This window comes from Citrobacter sp. wls827, from assembly GCF_005280875.1.
Lineage (GTDB): Bacteria > Pseudomonadota > Gammaproteobacteria > Enterobacterales > Enterobacteriaceae > Citrobacter > Citrobacter youngae.
In genome coordinates this window covers 28476-45078 of the sequence record NZ_SZWR01000018.1, presented here as the reverse complement: position 1 = coordinate 45078, position 16603 = coordinate 28476, and the positions used below count along the sequence as shown (strand labels likewise).

The window sequence follows — 16603 nt, the reverse complement described above, 5'->3', positions numbered from 1 at the left end:
CCGCCACGGTCGCGGCGGCGGTGGCGGTCGACGTCAGCGTTTCTTCGGCCACGGCGAATTACGGCTGGTGATTCTCGATATTTTGACCCGCGATGCCAGTCACGGTTATGAGCTAATCAAAGCCATTGAAACATTGACTCAGGGTAATTACACTCCAAGCCCGGGCGTGATTTATCCGACACTGGATTTCTTGCAGGATCAGTCACTTATCGCCATCCGTGACGAGGAAGGCGGACGTAAGCAAATCACAATCACCGAGCAAGGCCTGCAATGGCTGGAAGAGAACCAGGAACATCTGGAACATATCCACGAACGTATTAAAGCACGCTGTGTCGGCTTTGAATTACGCAAGAATCCACAGATGAAAAGAGCACTGGAGAATTTTAAAGCCGTGCTGGATCTGCGGGTCAATCACGGTGACACCAGCGAAGCGCAAATCAAGAAGATCATCGGTATTATCGATCGCGCATCGCTGGACATCACCCAGCTTGATTAAGCAGGCTGCGCGTCCTCTTTACGTACGCGGAACACTTTAATCATCTCTTTTAAGTGTAATGCCTGTTCGTTTAATGACGCCGCTGCCGCAACGGACTCCTCTACCAGACAGGAGTTCTGTTGCGTGGTGGTGTCGATCAGGCCAATCGCACTGTTAATCTGCGAAATACCGTCCGTCTGCTCGCGGCTGGCCTGACCAATTTCCCGCAATATCACATCCATTTCTTCAACGTTAGTGACCATTCCATTGATCAACGCGTTGGCTTTTTCAACCAGCACCAGTCCTTCCCGGGTTTGACTGGTGGAGTCTTCAATCAGATTGCGGATCTCACTGGCAGACGATGCGCTTTTTTGCGCCAGTTGACGCACTTCTCCGGCTACTACCGCGAAACCACGTCCATGCTCACCGGCGCGCGCCGCTTCGACAGCCGCATTCAGCGCCAAAATATTGGTTTGAAAAGCAATCGAATCTATCAGGTTGATAATCTCTGACATACGGTTAGAGGTTTCATTAATCACGCGTATTTTCTGCGTCACCTGATTCATCATCTCACCGTTGTTTTTCACCACCGCCGCCGCTCCCGTAGACAGCTTCGTCGCTTCATGGGTATGGTCTGCCGTCGTTTTGACCGTCGCGGTAATTTGTTCCATTGACGCCGCAGTCTGTTCTACCGAGCTTGCCTGTTCTTCGGTACGCGCAGCCAAATCATGATTACCCGCGACAATCTGCGCCGCCGCCGCAGAGATATTTTCGGAGCCGTTTTGCACTTCCTCGACAATCTCTAACAGTCGGGTTTTCATTGCCATCAGCGCTTGCAGCAGCACACCGGTCTCATCCTTCTGTTCCATACTGATGTTGCGAGTAAGGTCGCCCTGCGCAATCGCCTCGGCAAACTGCACGGCTTCATTAAGAGGTCGGGTAATTGAGCGCACAATATACCAACCCATCACACAACCGGCGGCAATGCTTATCAGCGCCAGAGTAATCAACAGCGCGCGATTGGTGTGGAAATCATATTCCACCTGAGCGCCCGCCTTCTGCATCTGGGCATCTTCAATGGCGATCAATTCCTGCACTTTTGCTTTATACGCCTGCTGCACATTCACCGTGCGGGTCATCATCTCGTGCATCGCACCGGAGCGATCGTGATTCTGCAGCGCCTGCAGAATGCGGAATCGGGAATCCAGATACTGCTCACGCACATCGCGGATATCCGCAACAATTTTTTTGGATGCATCATTGAGAGGTGCAGCACTCAGCGCATCCAGCAGAGCAGAAATTTGCTGGCTGATGGTATCGAGCTTTTTCTGGGACGCCTGGGTCCATTTGCCTTCCTCATCCAATAACATCAATTGTTGAGTACTGACAAACTCCTGAAAATTATCAATGAGCAGATTGGCTTTTACCGTAATCGGATAGTCATTGGTAATGATGTTCTGCATCCCACTGTTACTACGATCCAGACTCAACAGCGAAAGGCCCGAACTCACCATCATCAGTACAATAAACAAACCAAACGCGATAAATAATTTCGAGCGAATCTTTACGTTATGCAAGAACATATTTTCTCCCTGGAGACAGTTTTCTTCAGACAGATATCCTTATCGGTCAACACTCACCTAACTTTATGATATTGATCGTTTTTTAATTTTAATCAATGTTACAAAATAGTTTTTGACGATGAATAAAGCAAGACCGATCGTTATATAAGCGATATTTAACAATATTTAAAAACAGGACGCTCGCGGTCAGAACGGAATAAGGAAAATAGAATCGTAATACCAAAGTGGTATTATTTAATATATGATTAACAAAATCATTACAAAAAACGCCTACCGGGGACGATAAGCGTTTGGCGGGAAAATGGGATAGGGTGAGAATTAATGCAGCACGGTCACCGCATCTTCCAGGCGACCGGCACGATGTTTCACCATTGCTGAAATCTGCGCGCTCTCTTCGACCAGTTCGGCATTTTTCTGCGTAATATTGCTCAACTCATTTACGGCACGGGTCAGGCTGGAAAGACCATCTGACTGCTCCAGCGTTGAATGGCTGATTTGAGCAATCAACTGCGTCACATTCTGGACCTGCGCCACAATATCATCCATTGTCCGCCCTGCGGCATGAACCTGATCGGAGCCGGACTGCACCTTGTCGGCGCTGGCATCAATCAGTTTACGGATGTCATTTGCTGCGCTTGCACTACGACTGGCAAGATGGCGTACCTCTCCGGCCACCACCGCAAATCCTTTTCCTTGTTCACCAGCCCTGGCCGCTTCAACCGCCGCATTCAGCGCCAGAATATTTGTCTGGAAGGCGATATCGTTAATCAGGGTCGTGATAGTGCCGATCCGTTGGGTGCTGTTGGCAATATCGTCCATTGTTTTAATGACTGTATCCATCGCCTCACCGCCCTGTGTCGCTGCGCTGCTGGCGGCAATAGACAGCTTGTCAGCCGCCGCTGCTGTCGCAGAGTTTTGCTTCACCGATGCCGCCATCTGATTCATGGTGGTGACCGTTTCCTGCACATTTTCTACCGTCTGCTGCGTATGCTTGTTTAAATCATCGCTGCCTTTCGCCAGCGTTTCACTGTCGTTACGCACACAGCTGACCTGACTCGAAACGTCATGAATAAGCCAACGGCACATTAACCCTAGCTGCCCCACCGCCCGTAGCATCAGACCCAGTTCATCGCTACGGTTAAGATGGGTCACGCTGTTGCGCTCACCGGTCGCGACTTTCAGTGCCTGCTGGGCAACATTCTCAATGGGGCGCACAATCTGCCATTCGAAAATAACCGTCGCCAGCATCATCACCAGCGCGCTCACCAACAGTTGCGGCCATTCAGCGCCCATCTGCTGTAGCGCAGTTGCCAGGATGACAAACATAAAAGCCATGACACTGCGTACCCGCCAGCGAACCGGAAGCGACGGGAGTTTACCCAACCAGCCTTTACGTACCACCAGCCCCTTATGGACGCGCCGATGACAACGGCCTTCATTGAGTGCTTTATATAAAGGTTCGACCGCCGCGATTTCCGCTTCCGTCGCCCGGGTACGGATCGACATATACCCGGTTACGCGTCCTTCCCGCACCATCGGCACCGCATTGGCCCTCACCCAGTAGTGATCGCCATTCTTCCGCCGGTTTTTCACAATACCGCTCCACGGTTCCCCCTGTTTCAGGGTGTACCACATATCCGCAAACGCCGCTTTCGGCATGTCCGGGTGACGAACCAGGTTGTGCGGCTGAGCAAGCAATTCATTCAGCTGATAGCCGCTGACCTGAACAAAGGTATCGTTCGCATGGGTGATATAGCTTTGTAAATCGGTGGTCGACATGAGGGTGATATCATCATCCAGCGGTGTATTTTGCTGACTAACGTAGGGATGAGAAGACATGGTTGCGTCCTGTGCAGGTTATCTGGTTGTTAACTCTTTCGGCTTATGTTATTTCGGCGCTAATCTTTTTAACTTTAGTTGTTAAATTTGATTTAGATCGCAATTTGCGATTAAACCTCAAAATTTGTATGTTTTCTAATTCATTGATTTAAAATACTTTCATTGCGTAACTATTCAATGCACCTTCACTCAGCGCACCGCAATAGTGCAATTTTTGCCCACTTTTAGCGCAATAACGCGTTTTTCTCGTCGGTTTTACGCGCGTAAACCTGGGCAAAATGCCAGCAAATGTTAATGTTTGAGATTAAATGTTGTACAAGCAAGATCTTCCCTGGTGTTTATCCCGATTTTCGTTAAGCGCGTCGGGATGGCGCAATCCCTGCAATACTTAATTCAGTATCATGTGATACGCGAGCTCCGGGAGCATATTTTGAACAGGTTACCTTCCAGCGCATCGGCTCTGGCCTGCAGCGCACACGCACTGAATCTCATCGAGAAGCGAACGCTTGATCATGAGGAAATGAAAGCACTAAACCGAGAGGTGATTGATTACTTCAAAGAGCATGTCAATCCGGGGTTCTTAGAGTATAGAAAATCTGTAACTGCCGGCGGGGATTACGGAGCCGTAGAGTGGCAAGCGGGAAGCCTGAATACGCTTGTCGACACCCAGGGACAGGAGTTTGTCGATTGCCTGGGAGGTTTTGGAATTTTCAACGTGGGGCACCGTAATCCAGTAGTGGTCTCCGCCGTACAGAATCAACTCGCGAAACAACCTCTGCACAGCCAGGAATTACTTGACCCATTACGGGCCATGCTGGCAAAAACGCTTGCTGCACTGGCTCCCGGAAAGCTGAAATACAGTTTCTTCAGTAACAGCGGGACCGAGTCGGTTGAAGCGGCGCTAAAACTGGCGAAAGCGTATCAATCGCCGCGCGGTAAATTTACATTTATTGCCACCAGCGGAGCCTTCCACGGTAAATCGCTGGGGTCGCTATCCGCCACCGCTAAATCAACCTTCCGCAAACCGTTTATGCCGCTGCTGCCGGGCTTCCGCCATGTTCCTTTTGGCGATATTGATGCCATGCGCACCGTCCTGAGCGAATGCAAAAAGACCGGCGACGATGTTGCCGCCGTGATTCTGGAGCCAATCCAAGGGGAAGGAGGCGTGATCCTGCCGCCGCAAGGGTATTTAACCGCGGTACGTAAACTTTGCGATGAGTTTGGCGCGCTGATGATCCTCGACGAAGTGCAAACCGGCATGGGGCGCACCGGCAAGATGTTCGCCTGCGAACATGAAAACGTGCAGCCTGACATTCTGTGTCTGGCCAAGGCGCTTGGGGGTGGCGTAATGCCAATTGGCGCGACCATTGCCACTGAAGAAGTGTTCTCCGTCCTGTTCGACAATCCTTTCCTGCATACCACCACGTTCGGTGGCAACCCGCTCTCATGCGCGGCGGCGCTGGCGACCATTAACGTCCTGCTGGAGCAAAATTTACCCGCTCAGGCAGAGCAGAAAGGCGATATGTTGCTGGATGGTTTCCGTCACCTGGCGCGTGAATATCCGGATCTGGTACACGACGTTCGCGGCAAAGGCATGCTGATGGCGATTGAGTTTGTCGATAATGAGATTGGCTACAGCTTTGCCAGTGAAATGTTCCGTCAGCGAGTGCTGGTCGCCGGAACACTGAATAACGCGAAGACGATCCGTATCGAGCCGCCGTTAACATTAACGATCGAGCAATGCGAACTGGTATTGCGATCAACCCGCAAAGCCCTGGCCGCATTACGGGTGAGCGTGGAGCAGGTGTAACAGATGTCTGTCCGGCCTGCGGGAGCAAACGTAGGCCGGATAAGGCATAGCCGCCATCCGGCATCAGCACAATTTAAACAATCCGCACGCCTGCAGGCATCACCCGTTCTGGCGTTAACAGCACACTTTCGCTGCCATCGTCCGTTTCAGCGCACAGCAGCATACACTCTGAGGTTTCACCGCGCATTTTGGCCTTTTGCAGATTGCACAACACCACCACCGTTTTCCCCATCAACTCCTCTTCACGGTAATACGGTACCAGACTGGTTACCGTTTGCAGCGTTCTATCGCCGACATCAACCTGCACGATATAGAGCTTATCGGCATTCTCGTGGCGCTTCACTTGCGCTACTTTTCCAACACGTATTTCCATCCGGGCAAAATCGGCAAATGCAACGGTATCCATTGATCTCTCCTGAGTAAACTTTTACTAAAAAATAGCCGAATTTTCGTGGAAGATAAAGCGCGAAGAATTTACTAAAAACAGATGCATCTCATGGGGCTTCATTTACAATAAACAGCCCATGCGGTCGAATGGTGGAATGAAAGGCAAATATGGCAACACTTAAAGATATAGCAGCGGAAGCTGGCGTTTCTCTGGCAACGGTATCCCGCGTTCTGAATGACGATCCAAACCTGAATGTGAAAGAGGAAACCCGGCATCGTATTCTGGAGATTGCAGAAAAACTGGAGTACAGAAGCAGTTCTTCCCACAAAATGCAGGTGAGTGTTGCCAGTCAGCACCACATTCTCGCACTTTACAGTTACCAGCAGAAGCTGGAGATCAACGATCCCTACTATCTGTCTATCCGCCACGGAATTGAAACACAGTGTGAAAAGTTGGGTATTGAGCTCACCAGCTGCTATGAACATCATGTTCCACCCAGCATCAAAAAACTGACGGGTATCCTTGTAGTTGGGAAGGCCAGCGATGCAATACGCCAGACCGCCACAGCGCTAACGGACAATATCTGTTTTATTGATTTTCAACCTCCGGGCGGCGGTTACGATTTCGTTGATACCGATCTGGTACGCATTAGCCAGGAGATCATCGACTTTTTCATCAAACAGGGGGCGACACGCATAGGTTTTATTGGTGGTCAGGACGTGCCAGGAGAAGCGGACATCCGCGAAGTTGCCTTTGTGAAATACGGGCAGCAGAAAGGTGTCGTTTCAGAAATGGATATCTACCGGGGCGGTTTCTCCAGCGCATCGGGTTATGAGCTAGCCAAAAAAATGCTGGCAAAACAGGATTATCCATCAGCCTTGTTTGTTGCTTCTGACTCCATCGCTATCGGCGTATTACGGGCAATTCATGAAAATGGAGTCCGGATTCCGGAGCAAATTTCGCTCATCAGCGTCAACGATATCCCTACCGCGCGTTTCACCTTTCCCCCACTCTCCACCGTACGTATCCATTCTGAGATGATGGGCATTCAGGGGGTTAACCTGCTGATTGAAAAAGCGCGCGATGGCCGCGTGTTGCCGCTTCAGGTCTATGTCCCCAGCCAGCTGAAACTGCGCGGTACGACCCGCTAGCGTTCGCTTTGCCCGATCATATTGTCGGGCAAATCCTCCCTTCCTCACGGCCGTCAATTTTCTCTATTTCGTGATCAAGTTAAAGTAAATCGAATTCCTCTATTTTATTTAGTAAAAAGTTTACTAAAATAATTACCTATGATGTCGTTGAGCACAGGCTGTTAACGGTCGATTCATGCGTAAGGAAAGAAAATGAGGATTATCGATAACGTAGAACAGCTCCAACAACATACGCATACGAAAAATCACTGGCAGCGTTGCGCAGAGGTGATAGGAAAGCTCGATAGCCTCTCTCCCGGTGTTGTTTACTCGCAGGGAGATACGCTGAACTACAACGTCAGAATCGACAGCACAACGGATGCCCTGTTTATCGGCCATCGCCGCTGCATTGAGGTGCATTATTTTTTACAGGGCACACAAAAAATCGAATACGCGCCGAAAACCCAGCTACAGGAAATTGACTACTACCGGAAAGATACCGACCGTGAATACCTGAAAGGTTTGGGGCAAACCGTACAGGTCAACGCTGGACAAGTATTCATCTGTGATACTGACGAGGCATATCGATTCATTACCCACGCTATCGTGAAAAAATTGGTTATTAAAATCATCACGGAAGAGAACACCTGGCTGGTTTAAACAGATTATTACGCCAGTGCATGGCAACAGCATTTATTTATATTTTATCTGAATTACATAAACAAATCGCATAACTAATTCATATCATTGATAGTTTCAAATTATAAATGCCATAGATAATATCTGGAGATGTATTATGAGCGTCGTTGTCTCTGACAAGCAACAGATTATTTCTTTATATACAGAACACGATCATGTTCCTGCTGTATTGGAAGACCATAGTATCAATGGAATTAACAAAGAACTGCCACGGCCATACCTGTTCCCCTTTACCAGCCAATATCTGGCAATCAAGAATATTCCCGCCGAGGCCAGTAACTTTCTGTCTCTGAATGGGATCTGGAAATTTAACTGCGCGAGCAACCCACAGTCCAGACCCAAAACGTTTTATGAAGAAGATTATGATGTTTCGACCTGGGATACCATTCAGGTTCCAGGCAATTGGGAAGCACAGGGGTTTGATAAAGCGATTTATATTGACGAGCGTTTTCCATTCACCACCAACTGGCCAGAGATACCGCGCGACTACAACCCGGTGGGGTCTTACCGCCGTACATTTTACCTCGACCAAAGCTGGACTGGACGTGAAATCTTCCTGCAACTGGCAGGAGCCAGAACTGCATCGTTTATCTGGATTAACGGCCAGTGCGTAGGCTATACCCAGAACGCGAAGAACCCGGCTGAATTTAATATCACCCCCTATATTCGGGAAGGTGAAAACACGATTTCGCTGCAAATTTATCGTTGGTCTAATGCCAGTTATGTAGAAAAACAAGACATGCTGGATATGTCTGGCCTTGAACGGGAAGTTTTTATCTATTCGACGGCGAAAACACGTATTTATGATGTGTATTGCAAGCCAGAATTGAACGATGATTTTACCCAGGGAATATTTAACGTTAACGTGAGCCTGACTCACTACGATAACCATCCAGATAATCTGTCACTGAATATCAAATTGCTGGACGACGCAAATAATCTGTCTGTATTAATAGAGTACAATCAGCCTTTTACACGTAGCGGAACAACACAACAGTTTAACTTTAGCGATCGCCTGCAGCACCCTCGTTTGTGGAGCGCAGAAACACCTAACCTCTATACATTATTAATAACACTCACCGATCAGCACGGTGAAACCATCGAAGCGACCAGCCATAAAATAGGTTTTCGCAAAGTACAAATCATCAACAGCCAGCTTACGGTAAACGGTAAAGCGATCAAAATAAAAGGGGTAAACCGCCACGAGCTGCACCCGACGTTAGGACATGTGCCTACGGAAGAAAACATGCTGATCGATATTCGGCTCATGAAAGAGCACAATATCAATGCGGTGCGCACCAGCCATTTCCCCTGCCATTCACGCTGGTATCAGCTATGTGATGAATATGGCATCTACATTGTTGACGAAGCTAATATCGAATCGCACCCGTTGGCGCTAAAGCCGGACACGCAAATTGGCGATACCGAATCCTGGATACCCGCACACTTAGATCGTGTACAGGCTATGGTTGAACGCGACAAAAACCATGCCTGCGTTATCGTTTGGTCAATGGGCAATGAGGCCGGAACCGGACGTGTCTTTGAAACGCTTTATCAATGGATAAAAGAGAAGGACGATAGCCGCCCAGTCCAGTACGAACCTGCCGGTGAAGCACACTATAGCGATATTGTGTGCCCGATGTACCCGACCCTTGAACGCCTGGAACAGTTTGCCCGGCAAGGTAACGATCGTCCGATGATAATGATTGAGTATGCCCACGCCATGGGTAATTCCGTCGGAATTCTGCGCGATTACTGGAACATAATCGACAGCCACGACAATCTTCAGGGGGGCTTTATTTGGGAATGGATGGATCACGCGCTGGCATTAACCAACGAGCGTGGCCAAAAATATTGGGGATACGGTAAAGATTATCACCCGGATAAACCCAGTGACGGTAATTTCATGAACGATGGCCTGGTCGCCGCTGACCGGGTTCCACATCCTCATATGGCGGAAGTGAAAAAGGTCTATCAGCCTGTCTATTTCCATGCAATAAATCCGGCATCAGGCCTGTTTGAAATAGAAAACCGATACGATTTTATCGACCTGCGCCACCTCGATATTCAGTACAGCATCTCTGAAGACGGGCATCAAATCGTCAACGGCAGTCTGGGTTCCCTTTCCCTTGCCCCTGGTCTGCGCCGTTCAGTTAATGTTCCCGTAGCAAACCTGGCGCTTCAGGAGAATAAAGAGTATCTGGTGACTCTCAGTGCCGTCACTAAAAACGAAGCACCGCTTATTGGCAGTGGCTATGAAATTGCCTGGGAGCAGTTCAGCATCACGCCTCCCGCTACGTTTCATATCTCCCCTGAAGCCCATTCTCTTGCTCTCTCGGTACAAGAAACGTCTTCTGCTATTGAGATCAATGGATCTTATTTCTCTCTTGCGTTTGATCGCCTCAGTGGTCGAATGGATCGCTTTACCGTTAGCGGAAAAAATCTTCTCCTTACCGGTATTGAACCTAATTTCTGGCGTGGGCTCACGGATAACGATCTGGGCGCCAGACTTTTCGATAAGTCTGCAGTCTGGAAAGACGCCGGTAAGCAGCGCGTATTATCCGACCTCAAAGTATCGCAGACCGCCAGCCACGAAGCGATCGTGACCAGTGAATTCTCGCTCCCCTCCGTGGACTGCAAATATGTGCTGACCTACACCATCTATTCGACTGGTGAGATGCGTGTCAGCGTTGATTTTATACCGGGCACACGCGAGCTACCGCTTTTACTGCGAATGGGTACTCAACTGACATTACCCAACGAATTTAAATACATTCAGTGGTTTGGCCGTGGCCCGGTGGAAACCTATGCGGACAGAAAAGGTGCCAAAGCCAGTATCTACGGCGGAACGACCTGGGCGCAATTTCATGCTTACCCACGACCACAGGAAAGCGGTAATAAAACGGATGTTCGCTGGGTGCGTATTGTCAATCACGATGGACTTGGTCTGGAGGCCATTGCCGACTCGCAATTACTAAATACCAGTGCCTGGCCTTTCGCCGCCAGTGAGCTCGATTTTGTCGCAGACAATAACGGCAGTAGCGCATCCGGGTTAACACCATTATCACGCAAACATGGCGTTGATGTTCAGCCAGGAGATATCACCACATGGAACATCGATTTAGCGCAGATGGGTACAGGTGGTCAAAATTCATGGGGTTCTTTGCCACCTAAGGATTATCAACTACCGGCGCAACCTTATCACTATGCATTTTATTTACGCCCGGTACGTCGCAATACGTAAGGTGATTTTTATTTCTCCCCTTTTCGAATGTCCGCTACAGGGCATTCGAAATGCTCATCTAAATAGAACTATATTGATACATAAGTAAAGGGAAATGGTATGTCTGAAAAATCCGATGCAAGATATCAGATGTCATTAATAACATTCCTGTTTTTCTCCATTGCCGGAGGGGGATTTGTTCTTAAAGGCGTTGTGAGCCAATACACTGACTGGGGATATAACTCCTGGTTATTATATGCTTTCGCTTCATTATTTTATGCAATTCCTTACACCTTCATGATCATTGAGCTTTCCTCGATTAAAAAGCTACGTGAATCTGAGAGTGGATATCAGACATGGTTGAACCTGATTTTGGGTCGAAAACTGGGATTTATTGCCGGTTTTTTCTATTTCTACGTTAATATTTTTTATTTCGTTGACCTGTTACCTAACATCATTACCTATTTTATCTACACCTGTACCAGCGATGTTGCCTTTGTTACCGCATTAACCAATCAAACCTGGTTTAAGCCGGTGATCAGTATCACTTCGATCGCGTTGTTCTGGCTGGCAACATGGGTATCGATGAAGGGGCCAAAATGGCTATCGCGCGCGCTGTCGTTCTCTGGATACGCCGGATTTGCACTGACTATGTTGTTCATCATCGCGGCAACCTGGAAGTTATCTTCCGGTACGGTCACATTTAACGGAACGCCGATTGCGCCAGAGTATTTACAGCACATTGATTTATCCTGGTCAAAAATAGCCTCAATGTCATGGGCCTTGCAATCGTTAGGTGGACTGGAAGCATTAGCGGCATACAAGCGAAACATTCGGGGTGGCGATCGTAATTTCAGAACCGGGTTAATTCTTAACGTATTTATCTTCTCAGGTATTATTGTTATTTCGTCTATCCTGATGAATTTTATTTTACCTGCAGATCAGGCCGCCAATCTTGGCTTGTTATCCGCTATTTACGTGGCCTTCCAACAGTTAGGCTTCCCCGACTGGTGGACCAACGTCATTGCCTTATTCCTGATGATCACCACCCTGTGCGGCTCGCTGATGTTATGGACCGCCGCACCGGTTAAAATGCTGTTTGTTGATGCGCCAAAAGGTATCTTTGGCCATAAACTCTCTGAAGTAAACAGTGAGGGTACGCCAGTCAATGCCCTGAAGATGCAGGGTGTCGTGGTCACAATTATCATTATCCTGTTTATGCTGGGTCAGTTTAACTCTGAAATGAACACTATCCTGGTGGCCGTTAAAAATCTTGATGGTGGGGCTGCAACAATTCCTGTGCTGTTTATGGTTGCAGGCTATATCAAGCTACGTATGAAGCCCAACCACCATGACTACGTCCGTGATTTCCACTTCCTGGGAAAAGGGCGTTTTTGGGCACTGTTATCCGTTGCACCAATAGTTATTATTTTTACTGCTTCTACGGTTGCGGCATTAATTCCAGGACCAGAAGACTGGAGTGCAAACTTTATGGGTTCATTAATCCAGGTCATTCTTGGACCGGTTAGTATTATTGCCGTATTCTATTATTGCAGCATTATGTATAACCGCTGGAGGGTCAAAAACCCTCACGACAACTCACTCTTCAATAAAGTTTAATTATATTTCCCGTTATAGATTTATCGTTTAAAGCCCACCTCGCCGTCAATAACATGACAGCGTGGTGGGCTTATGAATGATATAACGGCATGACCAATATAAAAATATAATAATTTCTTCTGATGGAATAGAAAAATGACATTTAATATTAATGCCACCAGGGCACTGATCGCCCTTTCCTTTTGTTGTTACTTGCCTCTGGTTGTCGCATCAGAAAGCATTCCGGCCGAACATGACGACACCAAAACGCCAGAAATCACGAATACCGAACCTTCATATCGCTTTTATGGCGAGATGGGAATTGGTGGTTATATGGATCTGGAAGGTGAAGATAAACACAAATACAGCGACGGCACCTATATCGAAGGCGGTCTTGAAGGGAAATATGGTCGCTGGTTTGGTCTTATTTACGGTGAAGGCTGGACCGTACAAGCCGATCATAACGGTAACGCCTGGGTTCCCGACCATAGTTGGGGTGGATTCGAAGGCGGACTCAATCGATTTTACGGCGGCTATCGTAGCGCTAATGGTACAGAAATGATGCTCAGCTTACGGCAGGACTCATCACTTGATGACCTTCAATGGTGGGGCGACTTCACGCCTGACCTCGGCTACGTCATTCCCAATACTCGCGACATCATGACCGCCATTAAGGTACAGAACCTGACCGGTCCTCTGCGCTATAGCGTGACCGCAACCCCCGCCGGTCATCATGATGAAAGTAAGGCCTGGTTGCATTTCGGTAAGTACGATCGCTACGACGATAAGTACACCTACCCGGCAATGATGAATGGCTATATCCAGTATGACCTGATGCAGGATGTTACCTGGATGAACGGCATGGAAATGACTGATGGCACCGGTCAGCTTTTTTTAACCGGGATCCTGACGCCTCATTTCGGTGCACGCGCCTGGCACCATACCGGGCGTGGCGATGGCCTCGACAACCCGGGAACAGAAACCGGCGCGATGATAAGCGCTATGTATGAAGCCCTCAAAGGTGTTTACCTCTCCACGGCTTACAGCTACGCCAAACATCGTCTGGATGACGCCGATGATGAAACCACGTCATTTGTGCAGTTTGGTATCTGGTACGAATACGGCGGAGGTCGTTTTGCGACCGCTTTCGACAGCAAATTTCACCTACAAAACAGCAGCGGCGATCCCACAGATACGCTGTTCCTGATGCAATATTTTTACTGGTAACGCCAGCGCATTTTCTATTTATCTTACCGCTATTGCGAAAAGGAGTTTCTGCATTATGAAACCGTTTTATTCTCTGACACCACTGGCCTGTGCGTTATTACTTAGCATCCCCGCTCATGCGGCAACGGCCACCGACTTTAAAAACGTGATTGACCGTCACGGTGCGCCTGAATATATGCATGACAATGGCAATGATAGTCACCAGCGCTTTAATCCCTTCTTCGATCTGGGGGCCTGGCACGGACACCTGCTGCCGGATGGCCCGAGTACCATGGGTGGATTTCCGGGCGTGACTCTCCTGACCGAAGAATACATCAACTTTATGGCGACCAATTTCGATCGCCTGACGGTATACCAAAAAGGGAAAAAAGTTAATTTTGCCATGCAGGCTTACAGCATCCCTGGTGCATTAATACAAAAGCTTACCGCGCCAGGCATTCAGATTGATATGACGTTGCGTTTTGCCAGCGCGCATACCTCGCTATTAGAAACAAATATTACCAGCAATACCCCGCTGGATCTGGTGTGGGAGGGGCAATTACTGAATAAGCTGGAAGCGAAAGATGGAAAAGCGACGTCAGATAAAACAATTGATGAGGAATACCCAAATTATCAACGTAAGATCCTCACAACACGTGATGGCCTGAAAGTCACTTTTGGGAAAGTGCGTTCGACCTGGGATCTGCTTACCTCTGGCGAGTCAGAATATCAGGTGCATAAATCGCTGCCGATGAAGACGAAGGTCAGCGGTCATCGTTTCACCAGCAAGGCGCATATCAAAGGTTCAACCACATTCTATACCACCTATTCACATCTGCTGACTTCACTGGAAGTCAGTAAGGAACAGGCGCAAATCCGCGATATTCTGGCGCGCCCGGCTTATTACATGCTCGTTTCACAACAGCGCTGGGAAGGTTATCTCCAGAAAGGATTAACCAACCCGGATGCCACGGTGGAACAAACACGGGTTGCCGTGAAAGCCATTGAAACACTCAACGGCAACTGGCGCTCACCGGGTGGCGCAGTGGCACACAATACCGTAACGCCGTCGGTGACGGCCCGTTGGTTCTCCGGTAATCAGACCTATGCCTGGGATAGCTGGAAAATTGCCTCGGCAATGGTGCACTTCAACCCAGAGATTGCAAAAGACAGCATTCGTGCGCTCTTTGACTGGCAAATCCAGCTCAACGATCCGATACGCCCGCAAGATGCCGGGATGATCCTCGATTTAGTGACCTGGAACACGATCCCAGAGCGCGGTGGTGACGGAGGCAACTGGAACGAGCGCAACACCAAGCCCAGCCTGGCGGCATGGTCGGTGATGGAAATCTACAACGTCACCAAGGATAAGGCCTGGCTCGAAGAGATGTACCCGAAACTGGTCGCATACCACGACTGGTGGCTGCGTAACCGCGATCATAACGGCAACGGCGTGCCGGAATACGGCGCAACCCGCGATAAAGCCCACAATACCGACAGCGGTGAAATGCTGTTTACGGTGAAAAATGGCGACAAGGAAGAAACCCTTTCCGGACTGAAAAACTACGCCAACATCACCCGTAAAGGCCAGTATGACAGCCTGACGATCCCGGCACAGGAAGCCGCTGGCTGGGAATCCGGACGTGATGATGCCGCCGTATTTGGTTTTATCGACAAAGATCAGCTGGATAAGTACGTTGCCAGTGGCGGAAAACGCAGCGACTGGACGGTCAGCTTTGCTGAAAACCGGGATAAAAATGGCAATCTGCTCGGTTACTCATTACTTCAGGAATCTGTCGATCAGACCAGCTACATGTACAGTGATAACCATTATCTGGCAGGGATGGCAACGATCCTCGGTAAACCAGAAGACGCGAAGCGCTATCAAACGTTAGCGAAGAAACTGGCGGATTACATCAATACCTGCATGTTTGATTCAACCACACAGTTCTTCTACGACATCAGGATCGAAGATCAGCCGTTGGTCAACGGCTGCGCAGGAAAACCGATTGTTGAGCGGGGTAAAGGACCGGAAGGCTGGTCACCGCTGTTTAACGGTGCGGCCACACAATCCCATGCGGATGCGGTAGTTAGCGTGATGCTCGATCCGAAAGAGTTCAACACATATGTCCCACTTGGCACCGCAGCACTGACCAATCCGGCCTTCGGCGCGGACATATACTGGCGCGGACGCGTCTGGGTGGATCAGTTCTGGTTTGGGCTAAAAGGGATGGCGCGTTATGGCTATCGCGCTGAAGCATTAAAACTGGCCGATACTTTCTTCCAGCATGCCAAAGGGCTGACGGCAGAAGGTCCAATTCAGGAAAACTACAACCCGTTGACCGGCGCACAGCAGGGCGCACCTAACTTCTCCTGGAGCGCCGCGCATCTCTACATGCTGTATAACGATTTTCTTAAACAGCAGTAACGTCGATTGGCTCTCCTGAAAAGGAGAGCCTCTTTTTTGAATCCCATCACAATCACGGCATTCCCCTTTTCCCTTTTACGCGGCGACGGCTAAATTAGTAACTCATCCGACCACATAACAATAATTTTACATACTGGACACCTTTATGAGCTATCCGTCGCTGTTCGCCCCGCTCGATTTGGGATTCACCACGCTTAAAAACCGCGTGCTGATGGGTTCAATG

11 protein-coding genes and 1 pseudogene are annotated in these 16603 nt (G+C 48.9%); 9 read left to right on the top strand and 3 right to left on the bottom strand.

The features are described from left to right. A partial coding sequence (locus FDX03_RS13430) for a PadR family transcriptional regulator (RefSeq protein WP_249357058.1) occupies positions 1-496 on the top strand: 496 nt, incomplete at its 5' end. Here the strand turns inward: FDX03_RS13430 and FDX03_RS13425 are convergent. Both FDX03_RS13425 and FDX03_RS13420 read right to left on the bottom strand, forming a co-directional pair. Continuing rightward, entirely contained in the window at positions 493-2058 is a 1566-nt protein-coding gene (locus FDX03_RS13425) for a methyl-accepting chemotaxis protein (RefSeq protein ID WP_137346053.1), read from the bottom strand. The genes FDX03_RS13430 and FDX03_RS13425 overlap by 4 nt on opposite strands. Positions 2059-2376: 318 nt before the next feature. Then, complete coding sequence (locus FDX03_RS13420) at positions 2377-3897, bottom strand: PAS domain-containing methyl-accepting chemotaxis protein (protein ID WP_048213331.1); 1521 nt, start codon at positions 3895-3897, stop codon at positions 2377-2379. Positions 3898-4327: 430 nt separating this feature from the next. On the opposite strand from FDX03_RS13420, the gene ygjG reads away from it, so the two are divergent. Further along, a complete protein-coding gene (gene ygjG / locus FDX03_RS13415) occupies positions 4328-5707 on the top strand; it encodes a putrescine aminotransferase (protein ID WP_167335587.1) in 1380 nt (459 codons plus the stop codon). 73 nt (positions 5708-5780) lie between these two features. Here the strand turns inward: ygjG and FDX03_RS13410 are convergent, their stop codons facing one another. Then, on the bottom strand, positions 5781-6113 hold the full coding sequence (locus tag FDX03_RS13410) for a tRNA-binding protein (RefSeq protein ID WP_115642813.1): 333 nt from the start codon (positions 6111-6113) through the stop codon (positions 5781-5783). Between the two features lie 149 nt (positions 6114-6262). Here FDX03_RS13410 and ebgR point away from each other — a divergent pair, with 149 nt between their 5' ends. From ebgR to FDX03_RS23370, 7 genes and pseudogenes are all read left to right on the top strand, one after another. Then, positions 6263-7246 carry a transcriptional regulator EbgR gene (ebgR, locus tag FDX03_RS13405; protein WP_137346052.1) on the top strand — a complete coding sequence of 328 codons (984 nt, stop codon included), beginning with the start codon at positions 6263-6265 and terminating at the stop codon, positions 7244-7246. A 192-nt stretch (positions 7247-7438) separates the two neighbouring features. Beyond that, positions 7439-7885 (top strand): beta-galactosidase subunit beta, encoded by a 447-nt coding sequence (locus tag FDX03_RS13400; protein WP_115642811.1) that lies wholly within the window; start codon positions 7439-7441, stop codon positions 7883-7885. Between the two features lie 136 nt (positions 7886-8021). Beyond that, complete coding sequence (locus FDX03_RS13395; protein WP_137346051.1) at positions 8022-11168, top strand: glycoside hydrolase family 2 TIM barrel-domain containing protein; 3147 nt, start codon at positions 8022-8024, stop codon at positions 11166-11168. Positions 11169-11267: 99 nt separating this feature from the next. Then, positions 11268-12767 carry an amino acid permease gene (locus tag FDX03_RS13390; RefSeq protein ID WP_115642809.1) on the top strand — a complete coding sequence of 500 codons (1500 nt, stop codon included), beginning with the start codon at positions 11268-11270 and terminating at the stop codon, positions 12765-12767. 135 nt (positions 12768-12902) lie between these two features. Then, positions 12903-13973 carry a protein YgjJ gene (ygjJ, locus tag FDX03_RS13385; protein ID WP_137346050.1) on the top strand — a complete coding sequence of 357 codons (1071 nt, stop codon included), beginning with the start codon at positions 12903-12905 and terminating at the stop codon, positions 13971-13973. Positions 13974-14028: 55 nt separating this feature from the next. Beyond that, complete coding sequence (gene ygjK, locus FDX03_RS13380; protein ID WP_137346049.1) at positions 14029-16380, top strand: alpha-glucosidase; 2352 nt, start codon at positions 14029-14031, stop codon at positions 16378-16380. 145 nt (positions 16381-16525) lie between these two features. After that, a pseudogene (locus FDX03_RS23370) lies at positions 16526-16603 on the top strand (hypothetical protein); the annotation flags it as partial.